Source organism: Mesorhizobium sp. Ca11 (assembly GCF_020165275.1).
Lineage (GTDB): Bacteria > Pseudomonadota > Alphaproteobacteria > Rhizobiales > Rhizobiaceae > Mesorhizobium.
Genome location: NZ_JAIUHU010000029.1, coordinates 21,677 through 35,348, shown reverse-complemented (window position 1 = coordinate 35,348; position 13,672 = coordinate 21,677). Strand labels below are relative to the sequence as shown.

Here is a 13,672-nt window from a genome sequence, read left to right as displayed (position 1 = left end):
CCCCTACTCCCCTATACTCCCCTACTCCCGAGCATCATGTCCTACCAATCCCCCATCTCCCCCGGTCGTTCCTGGTATGAGGACACGGTCGGATCCCGGCCTGAATATCCGGCTCTCGACGGCGACCGTATTTGCGACGTCGTCATCATCGGCGGCGGCTTCACTGGCTTGTCGGCCGCCGCGCATTTGGCGAAGGCCGGCGCGGATGTCGTGCTGATCGATGCCTATCGCTTCGGCGACGGCGCGTCGGGGCGCAATGGCGGGCAGCTCGGCACCGGCCAGCGCGCCTGGGCGGAGGAATTGGAAGCCGAATACGGCCTTTCCCGCGCCAAGGCGCTGTTCGACCTGGCCGAGGAAGCCAAGGCGCATCTGCTGGACTTCGCAGCCGCCAACGCGATCGACATCGACTATATGCCGGGTCAGCTTTCGGTGGCGCACAAGCGCCGTTATGTCGACGACTACAGGCGCCACGCCGAGATCATGGCAAGCCGCTTCGGCTACCCGCATATAAGCTTCATGGACGCGGCGGAAACCGCGGAAAGGCTGGGCTCGACACGCTACTTCGGCGGCACGCGCGACACCGGCACGGGGCACATCCACCCGCTGAAACTGGTGGTCGGCACGGCGAAGGTGGCGGCCGCCGCCGGCGCGCATCTGTTCGAGCAGACGCCGTCCACCGGCATCGTTTCCAATGGCGGCAAGGTGACGGTCACGACGCCCAGGGGCACGATCACAGCCGACAAATGCCTGGTCGGAGTCAATGCCTATGGCGGCAATCTGGAGCCGGTGAGCGCGGCGCACATCATGCCGATCGGTTCCTTCATCGGCGCGACCGTGCCGCTCGGCGCCACTTCCAAGGTGCTGCCGGGCGGCGAGTCGGTCGATGATTCCCGCTTCGTGGTGCGCTATTTCCGCAAGTCAAAGGACGGCCGGCTGTTGTTTGGCGGCCGCGAGATCTATGCCGTCAACGATCCGAAGGACATCCATATTCACATCCGAAGGCAGATCGCCGAACTCTACCCCGACCTTAAGGATGTCGAGATCACGCATGGCTGGGGCGGCTATGTCGGCATCACGGTGCCGCGAAAGCCGTTCGTGCGCGAAGTGATGCCGAAAGTGATTTCGATAGGCGGTTATTCCGGCCACGGCGTCATGCTGTCGAACTTCTTCGGCAAGCTCTATGCCGAGACCGTTGCCGGCAATCGCGACCGCTTGAAACTGATCGAGGATCTGAAAATCCCCGCCTTCCCAGGCGGCCGGCGTTTGCGCGCGCCGCTCTTGTTCCTGGCGCTGAATTGGTTCGCGTTGCGTGACAGGATTTGAAGCTGGCTGCCCAGCCGAAGCCGCCGATTCGACGCCAGCGGCTTCCACGCGGCAGGTTGTGGAAGCCTTAATAGGCACGCAGAATTTCGCAATTTGGCTCACTCATGCCATAATCAGCAGTAAAAGGTGCGATCATGGGCGAAAATCCGGGGATTTCGCGGGCTTTGTCCGCAGTGATTTAGGGACCGATGCTGATCGAAGCCGATCGTTACGGCAATGATCGAAAGAACGTCGGCCCGCTTGTTGGAGGTGGTTTGAGTGAACGAGCCCTTCAGTTTCGGCGCGCCGGAACGGCAGCGCTTTACAATGCAGTTCGGCTATAACGTACGGCCATCCTTCTGGCAGAAGGTACAGTCGAACGCACATCTGGTCATTGCAGCGGTCGGCACCGCCGCGCTGATCGGCGTGGCCGCGGTGGCGCTATGGCTATGCTTTCCGGGCAGCGACCGGCAAGTGGCCGCGGCGAGTGCCGAGCAGACCGTTCCGGCGATTCCGGTGAAGACCACGAAAGTCGCTCCGGCGGCAGCGGCGGTCACCGTGGCGACGGCGCCGCAGGCCGCGCGCAAGGGAGACGCGGTAACGCCCACGACGGCGGCCCGCGAAGCCAACATTCCGGCCCTGGCATCAAACAACCCCCGCTGGACGGCTTCCGACGCCAAGACGCCACCTGCCCCGGCCGAGAACCAGCCAGCTCCATCCAAGCAGGCCGCCGGCGCGGCCCCCGCGCAATCGACCGATACCGCCTTTGCCGAGGCCGATGCCGAGAACGACGCCGCGAACGCGCTGTCGCAGGTCGCCGGTTCCGCCAGCGAGACAGCAGCGGCAGCGAAGAAGCCGGGCGACACGATGGATGGCGCCCAAACCGCCGCCATTCCCGAAGCCAAGCCGCAGGTTCCAGATACGCAGCCGGCAGCGACGGACAGCTCGGCGCAGCCTGAGTCGAAAGTTCAAAACGCCAGCGCGGCCGCAAACGGGCGCGTCTTGAGGGCCGTGACCATGCGCTCAGGCCCGAAGAAAGGTGCCGCCGCAATCACCACGGTGCCGGCCAAGGCATCGGTGCAGGTGATGAATTGTAAGAAATGGTGCGAGATCGTCTATAACGGCAAGCACGGCTGGGTCTACAAAAGCTACATCAAGACCGGCGCGTGAGGCCAAGCAGCCATCCGAAACGGCGTCTTCTGCGTTCAAGTCGGCGATTTGCCAGGAAAGACTTGTGTTCCTCGAACGGCACTTCGTAGAGGCCGCAAGTAGAACACCCTTCCTTCTTGCCGCACGCTGGTATCCAGCATCTGACATCGTGCGTCCAGGCAAGCGCGACCCTCTCCAGATGGAGATTGCCGGAGCTCTTCAGCAGGATCAGTTCTCCGGGGACAGCCGTCTGCTTGATGTGATCGGAGACTTCCTTCGGGGTGCGAAGCTCGATGAAACGGCCACTGTCCCGATCCGCCTGGCTGGCGCGTGAGCGGTGGGCATTGTCGCCGGTATAGATGACCTCGTCGGCGACGTCGCGCGCGATACCGTAAGCAGCGCCATACTTTCTCGACGAACCGGTGTAGTCGGAAATCTGTCCGACGACGATCCGTTTGCGAACGGCCTTGGCTTTGGCCATCATCTCGAACGCAATGTTCAGCGAATGCCAGGGCGCTTTGGCGGCATCGACTATGAACTGTGGACCCCGATCGGTCACCAGCACCGCGCAGCGGTTGGCCAGGGGTTCGAAGGATGCTGTCCTTGCGGCGATTTTTTCCGGCGGGACACCAAGTTCCAGCGCCGTGACGGCGGCGGCGGCCGCCGGCAGCCAGAAGTGCTCGCCAGGAAATCGTGTCTGCATGTCTATGTCGCCGCCGCGCCAGCGAAGTGAAAATCTGAGCAGGTCCGGATAGGCGGCATGGATGTTTGTTACACGGTAGTCCGCGGCTTCCGACTGACCGAAAGTCGCCACGCGGCACCTTGCGCCCGAAGCCATATCAAGCACATGCGGGTCGTCGGCGTTCAAGATCGCGAGTCCGCCCGGCGACAACGCCTCAACCAGCGCTCTCTTTTCCTGGGCGACAGCATCCAGGGTCCGGAATTGAGTGACGTGCTCCAGCCTGACCATCGTTACGACCGCTACGTCCGGTTTCAGCATCTCCGCCATCGACCGGATTGAGCCGGGCTCAAACGCGCCGGCTTCGAAGACGACATAGTCGACCTTGCCCGCACGTTTCATCCGCTTGTAGAGCGTGCGGACAAGTGCCTTGAGCGTGTTGGCTAGAACTTGGGTATAGACCGTGCCGTGACTGGCCAGGATATGACCAAGCAAGCTCGTTGCCGTCGATTTGCCGGAGCTGCCGGTTATGCCGATGAAGGTCGCCTTGCTTCGCGCACGCGCACGCTCTGCCCGATAGCGACGCAATCGCCAGCCGAGATCGTTGCCAATTTCGCGCAGCCTGAGCTCAACCACCCGCCAGTTCCCCTACCCCGATCCGTTATTCCTTCGACGGAATATCAAGTCAAACCGGAGCTCGGCCGGCGCCAATCCATTCGCTCACCGCAACCAGGAGCGGAAACCGCGATGTGCTTCCTGGAGCGGCTCAGATACAACGCCCGCCATCGACCTCCAGCGCCACGCCGGTGATGAAGGCGGCTTCATCCGAGGCCAGCCACAGCGCCGCGTTGGCGATGTCGAGCGGTGTCGAGAGCCGTCCGAGCGGGATCGAGGCGCGGAACTTTTCGCGGATTTCAGGCGTGTCGGCGCCCATGAACTTCTCCAGCATGCCGGTCTCGCCGGCGACCGGGCAGAGGCAGTTGACGCGGATGTTCTTCGGCGCCAACTCGACGGCCATCGACTTGGTGGCGGTGATCGCCCAGCCCTTGGAGGCGTTGTACCAGGTCAGACCCGGCCGCGGCCGAAGCCCTGCCGTGGAGGCCGTGGTCAGGATGACGCCGCCGCCCTGGCGGTCCATGATCGGCACGACGGCAAGCGCCGCGTGGTAGATCGCCTTCATGTTGACGGCGGTGATCAGATCGAAGGTTTCCTCATCGACGCCGAGCATATCGCCGTTGCGATGGGTGAAGCCCGCATTGTTGACCATGATGTCGATGCGACCGAAGGCGCTCTTGGCGGCATAGATCATCTCGTCGAATTCGGAGCGCAGGGAAACGTCGGTCTGGGTCCAGATGGCGCTCTCGCCGATCTCTTCGGCCACCCGCTCGGCGCCCCTGGCGTTGAGGTCGGCGACGACCACGCGCGCGCCCTCTTCGGCAAAGCGCTTGGCCATGCCCTCGCCGAAGCCCGACGCTGCGCCGGTGATGACGGCGACTTTGTTTTCCAGACGCATGGTTTTCCTGCTCTTTGGATTCCGCAGCTTGACGTACTTTTCCATCTGCCGCCCGGCACGTCGCGCGCCAGGTTACATCTCCCTTAGCTTTCGTCACATTCGCGTTCTATGCTGCAGCCGCGAACGCTTCCGGAAGCCATGGCTTGCCGACAGGCCTGCCGGCGGCGTGAGTGTCGGGAAACATGTGGACCGATGCAAGTGCAAGCCATTGGTCCTCGCATGTGACACCATGGCACTGGAAAATTTAAATCGATTAGAATATACCAACCACGCTGCCGGCGCCCGGCATCAAATCGGACTGACCATGACCAGCCAGATCATCCCTGTCGACCCATTCGACTTCATCATCTTCGGCGGCACCGGCGACCTGTCGGAACGCAAGCTCCTGCCATCGCTCTACTATCGCCAGTGCGGCCACCAGTTCTCCGAGCCGACGCGCATCATCGGCACCTCGCGCGCCAAAATGACCGATGCCGAATTCCAGGGCTTCGCCAAGAAGGCGATATCAGATCATGTGAAGCCTGCCGATATCGATCCGAAGGAGTTGGAGATATTCCTGGCAAGGCTCTCCTACGTGTCGGCGGACGCAACCACTGGCGCCGGCTTCGACAAGCTGAAGAAAGCAATCGGCGACAGCGACCGCATCCGCGCCTTCTACCTTGCGGTGGCGCCGGCGCTGTTCGGCGACATTTCGCACCAGCTCAAGGAGCACAAGCTGATCACGCCGAACTCGCGCATCGTGCTGGAAAAGCCGATCGGCCGCGACCTCACCTCGGCGCGGGCGCTCAATGACGCTGTCGGTGACGATTTCCACGAAAGCCAGATCTTCCGCATCGACCACTATCTCGGCAAGGAAACGGTGCAGAACCTGATGGCGCTGCGCTTTGCCAATGCGCTCTACGAGCCGTTGTGGAACTCCGCCCAGATCGACCATGTTCAGATCACGGTCGCCGAGACCGTTGGTCTTGAGGATCGCGTCACCTACTACGACAAGGCAGGCGCGTTGCGCGACATGGTGCAGAACCACATCCTGCAGCTGCTCTGCCTGGTGGCCATGGAAACGCCGTCGTCGATGGACGCCGATGCGGTGCGCGACGAGAAACTGAAGGTGCTGAGGGCACTGAAGCGCATCAACGGCAACGAGGCGCCGAAGCACACGGTGCGCGGTCAGTATCGCGCCGGCGCTTCGGCCGGCGGGCCGGTCAAGGGCTATGTCGAGGAGCTCGGCAAGGACAGCAACACCGAGACCTTCGTTGCCGTGAAGGCCGAGATCGGCAACTGGCGCTGGGCCGGCGTTCCCTTCTATCTGAGGACCGGCAAACGGCTCGCCACCCGCGTCTCGGAAATCGTCATCGAGTTCAAGCCGATCCCCTATTCCATCTTCGGCGACAGCGCCGGGCCGATCTTCCCCAACCAGCTGGTCATCCGCCTGCAGCCGGATGAGGGGGTGAAGCAGTTCATCATGATCAAGGACCCGGGACCGGGCGGCATGCGGCTGCGGCAGATCTCGCTCGACATGAGCTTCGCGCAGTCCTTCCAAGGCCGTGCGCCGGACGCCTATGAGCGACTGATTATGGATGTGGTGCGCGGCAACCAAACGCTGTTCATGCGCCGCGACGAAGTCGAGGCGGCATGGAAATGGATCGACCCGATCCAGAACGCCTGGGAAAGCGCCCGGCAGGAAGCTCAGGGCTATACCGCCGGAACCTGGGGGCCATCGGCCTCGATCGCGCTCATCGAACGTGACGGACGGACATGGCACGAGAGCAACTGAGCGAAGTCCGCTACGGCTGGAACGGCTTTGCCGATCGCCAGGACCTGGCGACGGCGCTGGCCGGACAGATTGCCGACCGGCTGGACAGCGCTATCGCGGAACGCGGCACGGCGCTGCTCGCGGTGTCCGGCGGCACCACGCCGGCGAAATTGTTCGCCACGCTGTCGACCGCGCCCATCGCCTGGGACAAGGTCACCGTGACGCTGGTCGACGAGCGCTTCGTGCCGCCGTCCTCGCCGCGTTCGAATGCCGGGCTGGTGGCGGCGAACCTGCTCCAGAACAAGGCCGCTGCGGCGCGCTTCGTACCGCTCTACCACGAGGCGGCGAACATCGAGAATGCAGCGTCGATGGACAGCGAAGCGCTACGGGCGCTGTCCTGGCCGCTCGACGTGGTGGTCCTCGGCATGGGCGGCGACGGCCATACGGCATCCTTCTTCCCGGATGCCGGCAATCTCGAGGAATTGCTCGACCCGGCCTCGCAGCGGATCGTGCTGCCGGTGCATGCGGCAAGCGGGGGCGAGCCGCGGCTCACGCTGTCGATGGCGCGCATCATCGCCGCCGGTTTTGTTGCGCTCCACATCGAAGGCGAGGACAAGCGCGCCGCGTTCAACGGCGCGATGGGTCCTGGCGCGAAGAAGCCCATCCGCAGAGTGATCGAGGCGGCGCCTAGACCGATAGAGGTGTTCTGGGCACCCTGATTTCAGATGAGGACAGCCCGGCGGCAGAGGGAGGACGTTGCCGGGCTCGAAAGGACGGACCATGACAGCCAGACGCGACATCGAAACCATCACGGAACGCATCCGCCAACGTTCGAAGGCCGGCCGCGAAGCCTATCTCGGCCGTATCGCGGAGGCTTCCAGCCGCACCGCCAACCGCGCGGTGCTGGGCTGCGGCAATCTCGCCCACGGCTTTGCCGTGTGCAGCCCGTCCGAAAAGATCGCGCTCGGGGGCGACCGCGTGCCGAACCTCGGCATCATCACCTCCTACAATGACATGCTGTCGGCGCATCAGCCCTTCGAGACGTTCCCGGCACTGATCAAGGAAGCCGCGCGCGAGGCAGGCGGTATCGCCCAGGTCGCCGGCGGCGTGCCGGCGATGTGCGACGGCGTCACCCAAGGCCAACCCGGCATGGAGCTGTCGCTGTTCTCACGCGACGTGATCGCGATGGCGGCGGCGATCGGCCTGTCGCACAACATGTTCGACGCCGCCGTCTTCCTCGGCGTCTGCGACAAGATCGTGCCCGGACTGGTTATTGCAGCGCTCACCTTCGGGCATCTGCCTGCCGTCTTCATCCCGGCCGGGCCGATGACGACCGGTCTCGCGAATGACGAGAAGGCCAGGATCCGCCAGCTTTATGCCGAAGGCAAGGTCGGCCGCGCCGAACTGCTCGAAGCGGAGTCCAAATCCTATCACGGGCCGGGCACCTGCACCTTCTACGGCACCGCCAATTCGAACCAGATGCTGATGGAGATCATGGGCCTGCACACGCCCGGCGCCTCCTTCGTCAATCCGGGCACGCCGCTGCGCGACGCGCTGACCAGGGAAGCGGCAAAGCGCGCGCTGGCGATCACCGCGCTCGGCAATGCCTATACGCCGGTCGGTCGCATGATCGACGAGCGCTCGGTCGTCAACGGGGTCGTCGGCCTGCACGCCACTGGCGGCTCGACCAACCACACGATCCATCTGATCGCGATGGCCGCCGCCGCCGGCATTGCGCTGACCTGGCAGGACATTTCCGACCTGTCGGAGGCCGTGCCGCTGCTCGCGCGCGTCTACCCGAACGGGCTTGCCGACGTGAACCACTTCCACGCGGCAGGCGGGCTCGGCTTCCTGATCCGCGAATTGCTCGACGAAGGCCTGTTGCACGAGGATGTGCAGACGGTGTGGGGCGAAGGCCTGCGGCCCTACGCGGTCGAGGCGAGGCTTGGCGATGACGGCAGCGTCGTGCGCGAAGCGGCGCCGCTCAACAGCGGCGACGAGAAGGTGCTGGCGCCGGTCAAGAAAGCGTTCCAGCCGACGGGTGGCTTGAAAGTGCTGGCCGGCAATCTCGGCCATGCCGTGATCAAGACCTCTGCGGTCAAGCCCGAACGTCGCGTCATCGAGGCGCCGGCCAAGGTGTTCGACAGCCAGCAGGGCCTCAACGACGCTTTCAAGGCCGGCCAGCTTACCGGCGATTTCATCGCCGTGATCCGCTTCCAGGGGCCGAAGGCCAACGGCATGCCGGAACTGCACAAGCTGACCACCGTGCTCGGCATCCTGCAGGACCGCGGCCAGCGCGTGGCGCTGGTGACCGACGGGCGCATGTCGGGCGCTTCCGGCAAGGTGCCGGCAGCGATCCATGTGACGCCGGAAGCGGTCGAGGACGGGCCGATCGCCAGGATCCATGACGGCGATATCATCCGGCTAGACGCCGATGCCGGCACGCTGGAAGTGCTGGTGCCGGGGACGGAATTCGCGCTGCGCCGCACGGCCGACGCCGACCTCATCGGCAACGAGTTCGGCTTCGGCCGCGAGCTGTTCGCAGGCTTCCGGCAGTTGGTCGGGCGGGCCGATCATGGCGCCGCCGCGTTTGGAAATGCCTGATCTCTCGGTCTGTGTGAAAAGCAACTTGCACTGACTATACAAAATTCTGTATAGTTGCCTGCGTGAAGATGCCTAAATTCCAGGGCAGCGCCCTCAGTGATCTGCGCGTCTTTCCAAACTCGGCGCGGCGTGAAGCAGGCTACCAGCTCGACAAGGTGCAGAACGAGCAACTTCCGACCGACTGGAAGCCTATGACAACGGTCGGCAAGGGCGTATTGGAAATCAGAATTAGGGATGAGACCGGCGCATTTCGCGTCATCTATACCGCCAAATTTGCCGACGCGATGTACGTACTGCATTGCTTCCAGAAGAAGACGCAGAAGACCAGCAAAACAGATTTGGATTTGGCCGCGAAGCGCTACGGCGATCTCATCAAGGAGCTAGGCCAATGAGCAACGAAACTTTTGCAAGTGTGTGGGATGCCATCGAAGACACTCCCGCCGAAGCAGAGAACATGAAGATCCGCTCCACGCTCATGATGGCGCTGGAGCGGCATATTCGAGCAAAGGGCTGGACGCAGGCCGAGGCTGCGCGCCGGCTTGGCGTAACCCAACCGCGCGTGTCCGATCTCCTGCGCGGGAAGATCAACTTGTTCGCCCTCGACACCCTCGTCAATATGGCAGTCGCGGCAGGGCTTCACGTCGAAGTGCGGGTCTCGGACGCTGCCTGACTGGCACAGCCAAGTGGCAGTCCGCGACAGCAATATTTGTGGAATGCTCACGCAACAGGGACTGGAATGTCGGATCCCGTTGCGGTCACTACTGCACAATGATCTCGGTGCGCTCGCCGGCCTTGATCGTCACCGGCATTTCCTTCTCCTGGCCTTCAGCGGACATGTGGCGCACGACCACATAGTCGCCGGCGGGGATCGCCTGTTGCCAGCTATCACCGTAGGTCAGGCCCAGCGACTTGCGTTTGCCTTCGATGTCCTTCTTCGACGACAACACCTCGATCGAATAGGCGCCGGGTGCCGACATCGCCAGCACGCCGGCATCGAGCGCGACCTTGATGTCCTGATTGTCGCCGGCCTTGATGCTGAAGGGCTGCTCGACGACGGCAAGATCGAGCGTGGTGAGCGCGACATAGTCGTCCGGCGGCAGCCAGAACTTGCTGTCAGGTCCGTAGGAATGCTCCACGCTTTCACGTGAGCCGTCGATCTTCTTCTTCGCCTTGACGACCTCGAAGCCGATGCCGGAATTGTCGGCCTTGTCGCCGCCGGCGGTGTAGTAGGCGTTGAGCACGGCATGACCGACGCCGACGACGATGTCCTTCTCGACGGTCTGCCCGGCGGCAAGCCGGACCGTCTCCGTCGTAGTGCCGGCGCCGATCTGCACCGTCACCTTCTGCTCGCCGGCGGGGACGGTCGCCTTGGCGTCGCCATAGTGCGTGGTGCTGCCGCCAGGGTAGGCGAAGTCGACACGCGCTTCGCCGCTGATCTCCGAGCCCTGGCTAGCATGCGGATGAATGACCAAAGTGCCGGCGTTCAGCGTGAACAGCGGGCTGTAGGTCTTGCCAGCCTCTATCTTGATCTTCTGCTCGCTCCTTGCCTCGTCATCGCGGCCGACCACGATGTAGTCGCCCGGCTCGAGATTGGTCTTGAGCACGCCATATTCGGTCATGACTTGGTCGCCGCGCGTGCCGTCGGACTTCGCTTTGTAGATCTCCCAGGCATTGCCGTCGGTAATCGGATCGCCGCCTTCGGCCATGACCACGCTCGGCGTGAAGTTGAATTCAGGCTTGGAGGGCTCGGGTGCCAGCGCCGGTTCGGGAGCTGGCGTAGGGGCCGGCGCGGGAGCCGCGACGGTCTCGACCAGTGCTTCCTGCAGCGCCTTCTCGTCGGAGGCCTGGATGTATTTGCCGCCGGTGTTTTCGGCGAGGCAGGCGATCTGCTTGCCTTCGTCGGCGGTCAGCCCGAAGCCGACGACATCGGCGGTGAAGTCGACGCCGCTTTCCTTCAGCTCCTTGCCTAGTGCGCAAGGATCGCCGCCGCAGGTCTCGAGCCCGTCGGTGATTAGGACGACGGTGGCCTTGTCCTCGGTGTATTTGAGCGCTTCCGCCGCCTGCTTGACGGCGGCCGTGAGCGGCGTCTTGCCGAGGAATTTCATGCTGTCGGCTGCTGACGAGATGGCGCTGGCTGAACCGGCCTGCGGCGGCACGATCAGCTCGATGTCGTCGCAACTACCTTTGGTGCGATGGCCATAGGCCATGAAGCCGATCTCGTCGTCGGCGGGAACCGACTGAAGCACCGTGCGCAGCGATTCACGCGCGATCTCCAGCTTCGGCTTGCCGTCGATCTGGGCCCACATCGAGCCTGATGCATCGAGGATGATGATGACCTTGTTGGCGGCAAAGCCGAAACTGGTCATCGACAAAAGCAGGAGCGCCGCAGCGACGCTCCGTATCAGTCCCGCCATGGAAATCTCCTGAGAGCAACCCTCGTCCGCGTTGCGAAAGCTATTTGAGGCGGCATTCGGAGACAAGTCCGAAGGCCGGCGAGTCACTCAATAAGTGGTGCGCCGCTCTTCCGATGGCGGACGGCCGAACTGCAGCCGGTAGCTCTGCGCGAAATAGGAATGCGAGGTGAAGCCGGTGGCGATCGCCACGTCGAGGATCGGCATGTTGGTCTGGCGCAGCAATTCGCGCGCGCGTTCGAGCCGCAGCCGCATATAGTAGCGGCCGGGGGTGACGCTCAAATGGCGCAGGAACAGGCGCTCGACCTGGCGCACCGACAGCCCCGCCGACTTGGCGAGCTGCACCGCCGACAGCGGTTCGTCGAGATGATCGGCCATCAATTCGACGATGCGCCTCAGCTTTTCGGACTTGCCGGTGAGGTCCCGTTCGGGGCCGACGCGCTGGCGGTCGCCGGCCGAGCGTATGCGCTCGTGCTGGAACTGGTTGGCGACGCCGTTGGCGAGGTTGGAGCCGAAATCGCCGCGCACGATCTCCAGCATCAGGTCGATCGAGGTGGTGCCGCCGGCGCAGGTGTAGCGCTTGCGGTCGATTTCGAAGACGTTGCCGGTGCAGTTGATGTCGGGGAAGCGCTCCATGAAGCCGGCGCGGTTCTCCCAATGGATGGTGCAGCGATAGCCGTCGAGCTGCCCGGCTTCGGCCAGGAGATAAGAGCCGACCGACAGGGCGCCGAGCGCATTGCCGCGCCGGCCCCAGCTGCGCAGCGCCGCCAGAACCTTGCTCTTGCCGGGAAATTCGATGGAGAGGCCGACCGAAACGAACAGGATGTCGACCGGCGGCATGTCGGCGACCGAATAGTCGATCTTCAACGGCAGGCCGTTCGAGGCCATGACCGCGTCGCCGTCGGCCGAGATCGTCGTCCAGCCATAGAAATCGCGGCCGAGCAGTCGGTTCGCCGAGCGGAAGCAGTCGATGGCGGCCGCCAGCGAGAACATCGAGAATTTGTCGACCAAGAGGAAGCCGAACTGGCGGCCGCCCTGAACGGGATCGCTCGTCATCGGCCGCTCGAGAACGGGATGCGACTGGTTCGAGTGGGGCATCCCGCTCTGTCCCTCTATTTCAGCCGCATTTGTGCGGCGCCAAGTGGTTCCACGTGGCTGCAAAATGCTGGAGAGCGGTCAGGTTCGGCAATGCCGAGGCTTTCTCAATCAGAAGGACGGCCGCTTCAACCCGGCCGCGAGGTAGGCGGAAGCTACAGTGTTCGCCATCAGCATGGCAATGGTCATCGGTCCGACGCCGCCCGGCACCGGCGTGATGGCGCCCGCGAGCTTGGCCGCTTCGGGATAGGCGACGTCGCCGACCAGGCGGCTCTTGCCTTCGCCCTTTTCGGGCGCGGGGATGCGGTTGATGCCGACGTCGATGACGGTCGCGCCAGGCTTGACCCAATCGCCCTTGACCATTTCCGGACGGCCGACCGCGGCGACCAGGATATCGGCGGTGCGGGCAAGCGCCGGCAGGTACCTGGTGCGGCTGTGGGCAATGGTGACCGTGCAGTTGGCGGCGAGCAGCAGGTTGGCCATCGGCTTGCCGACGATGTTGGAGCGGCCGACGACGACGGCGTTGAGGCCGGAGAGATCCTTGCCGCGCACCCGCTCGATCAACAGCATGGAGCCTGCCGGCGTGCAGGGCACGAAGGCCGTGTCGAGCTCGCCGGTGCCGAGCTTGCCGACATTGATGAAGTGGAAGCCGTCGACATCCTTTTCCGGCGCGATCGTCTGGATCACCTTGCCGGCGTCAATATGACCGGGAAGCGGCAGTTGCACGAGGATGCCGTTGATCGACTTATCGACGTTGAGGTCGCCGATGATCGTCAGCAACTGTTCCTCGGTGGTGTCGACCGGCAGCGTATGCTGAAGCGAATGGAAGCCGCATTCCTTGGCGGTGCGCGATTTCGAGGCGACATAGACCTGGCTTGCCGGATCCTCGCCGACGATCACCACCGCAAGGCCGGGCTTGGTGGCTCCTTTGGCCGACAGCTCCGCGGTCAGAGCCTTGACCTTCGAAACCACGTCCTCGGCGACACGCTTTCCATCAATCACTTCGGCCATCACTAACCCTCAGCTTCGCTTCGAGGCCGCATCGATGCACGGCCCCATTTCCTCGATCGGCATTGTCGATCCGCCAAAGCGAGACGCTTGCGGCCGGAATGCAGCGCGGCATTTTCACGAAAATTCGACAAGGCAATCCCGTCAAAGCGTCGTCG

12 protein-coding genes are annotated in these 13,672 nt (G+C 63.6%); 7 read left to right on the top strand and 5 right to left on the bottom strand.

The genetic code is table 11. From position 1 onward, the window contains the following. The first annotated feature begins 36 nt into the window (after window positions 1-36). Window positions 37-1,323: an NAD(P)/FAD-dependent oxidoreductase gene (locus LB538_RS28570; protein WP_224532566.1), complete on the top strand. Its 1,287-nt coding sequence runs from the start codon at window positions 37-39 to the stop codon at window positions 1,321-1,323. 258 nt (window positions 1,324-1,581) lie between these two features. Then, the gene (locus LB538_RS28565; protein WP_224532564.1) at window positions 1,582-2,472 is read left to right on the top strand and encodes an SH3 domain-containing protein; all 891 of its coding nucleotides are present in this window, start codon (window positions 1,582-1,584) and stop codon (window positions 2,470-2,472) included. Here LB538_RS28565 and LB538_RS28560 read toward each other — a convergent pair. Both LB538_RS28560 and LB538_RS28555 read right to left on the bottom strand, forming a co-directional pair. Then, entirely contained in the window at window positions 2,456-3,766 is a 1,311-nt protein-coding gene (locus tag LB538_RS28560; protein ID WP_224532563.1) for a Mur ligase family protein, read from the bottom strand. The two genes, LB538_RS28565 and LB538_RS28560, sit on opposite strands and share 17 nt — an antisense overlap. Before the next feature lie 130 nt (window positions 3,767-3,896). Next, on the bottom strand, window positions 3,897-4,643 hold the full coding sequence (locus tag LB538_RS28555) for an SDR family oxidoreductase (protein ID WP_095765639.1): 747 nt from the start codon (window positions 4,641-4,643) through the stop codon (window positions 3,897-3,899). 304 nt (window positions 4,644-4,947) lie between these two features. Here LB538_RS28555 and zwf point away from each other — a divergent pair, with 304 nt between their 5' ends. The 5 genes from zwf (at window position 4,948) to LB538_RS28530 (ending at window position 9,670) form a co-directional block, all read left to right on the top strand. Next, window positions 4,948-6,417 (top strand): glucose-6-phosphate dehydrogenase, encoded by a 1,470-nt coding sequence (gene zwf, locus LB538_RS28550; RefSeq protein ID WP_095765640.1) that lies wholly within the window; start codon window positions 4,948-4,950, stop codon window positions 6,415-6,417. Continuing rightward, window positions 6,399-7,115 (top strand): 6-phosphogluconolactonase, encoded by a 717-nt coding sequence (pgl, locus tag LB538_RS28545; RefSeq protein WP_224532562.1) that lies wholly within the window; start codon window positions 6,399-6,401, stop codon window positions 7,113-7,115. The genes zwf and pgl overlap by 19 nt, the downstream gene beginning before the upstream one ends. 61 nt (window positions 7,116-7,176) lie before the next feature. Further along, complete coding sequence (edd, locus tag LB538_RS28540; protein WP_224532561.1) at window positions 7,177-9,000, top strand: phosphogluconate dehydratase; 1,824 nt, start codon at window positions 7,177-7,179, stop codon at window positions 8,998-9,000. A gap of 62 nt (window positions 9,001-9,062) precedes the next feature. After that, window positions 9,063-9,392, top strand: coding sequence for a type II toxin-antitoxin system RelE/ParE family toxin (locus LB538_RS28535; RefSeq protein ID WP_224532560.1), 330 nt, complete (start codon window positions 9,063-9,065; stop codon window positions 9,390-9,392). Continuing rightward, entirely contained in the window at window positions 9,389-9,670 is a 282-nt protein-coding gene (locus LB538_RS28530; protein WP_224532559.1) for a helix-turn-helix domain-containing protein, read from the top strand. The genes LB538_RS28535 and LB538_RS28530 overlap by 4 nt, the downstream gene beginning before the upstream one ends. 88 nt (window positions 9,671-9,758) lie before the next feature. On the opposite strand, the gene LB538_RS28525 is transcribed toward LB538_RS28530, so the two are convergent. The 3 genes from LB538_RS28525 to LB538_RS28515 form a co-directional block, all read right to left on the bottom strand. Beyond that, a complete protein-coding gene (locus LB538_RS28525; protein WP_224532558.1) occupies window positions 9,759-11,414 on the bottom strand; it encodes a vWA domain-containing protein in 1,656 nt (551 codons plus the stop codon). A gap of 87 nt (window positions 11,415-11,501) precedes the next feature. Continuing rightward, the gene (locus LB538_RS28520; protein WP_411909070.1) at window positions 11,502-12,467 is read right to left on the bottom strand and encodes a GlxA family transcriptional regulator; all 966 of its coding nucleotides are present in this window, start codon (window positions 12,465-12,467) and stop codon (window positions 11,502-11,504) included. Between the two features lie 150 nt (window positions 12,468-12,617). Continuing rightward, the gene (locus tag LB538_RS28515; RefSeq protein ID WP_224532556.1) at window positions 12,618-13,517 is read right to left on the bottom strand and encodes a bifunctional methylenetetrahydrofolate dehydrogenase/methenyltetrahydrofolate cyclohydrolase; all 900 of its coding nucleotides are present in this window, start codon (window positions 13,515-13,517) and stop codon (window positions 12,618-12,620) included. Between the last annotated feature and the right edge of the window lie 155 nt (window positions 13,518-13,672).

What these genes read in the sequence shown, in the direction of transcription:
- LB538_RS28570 (WP_224532566.1), top strand. Translation starts at nt 37, where the DNA reads ATGTCCTACCAATCCCCCATCTCCCCCGGTCGTTCCTGGTATGAGGAC.
- LB538_RS28555 (WP_095765639.1), bottom strand. Translation starts at nt 4,643, where the DNA reads ATGCGTCTGGAAAACAAAGTCGCCGTCATCACCGGCGCAGCGTCGGGC.
- zwf (WP_095765640.1), top strand. Translation starts at nt 4,948, where the DNA reads ATGACCAGCCAGATCATCCCTGTCGACCCATTCGACTTCATCATCTTC.
- pgl (WP_224532562.1), top strand. Translation starts at nt 6,399, where the DNA reads ATGGCACGAGAGCAACTGAGCGAAGTCCGCTACGGCTGGAACGGCTTT.
- edd (WP_224532561.1), top strand. Translation starts at nt 7,177, where the DNA reads ATGACAGCCAGACGCGACATCGAAACCATCACGGAACGCATCCGCCAA.
- LB538_RS28530 (WP_224532559.1), top strand. Translation starts at nt 9,389, where the DNA reads ATGAGCAACGAAACTTTTGCAAGTGTGTGGGATGCCATCGAAGACACT.
- LB538_RS28525 (WP_224532558.1), bottom strand. Translation starts at nt 11,414, where the DNA reads ATGGCGGGACTGATACGGAGCGTCGCTGCGGCGCTCCTGCTTTTGTCG.
- LB538_RS28520 (WP_411909070.1), bottom strand. Translation starts at nt 12,467, where the DNA reads ATGACGAGCGATCCCGTTCAGGGCGGCCGCCAGTTCGGCTTCCTCTTG.
- LB538_RS28515 (WP_224532556.1), bottom strand. Translation starts at nt 13,517, where the DNA reads ATGGCCGAAGTGATTGATGGAAAGCGTGTCGCCGAGGACGTGGTTTCG.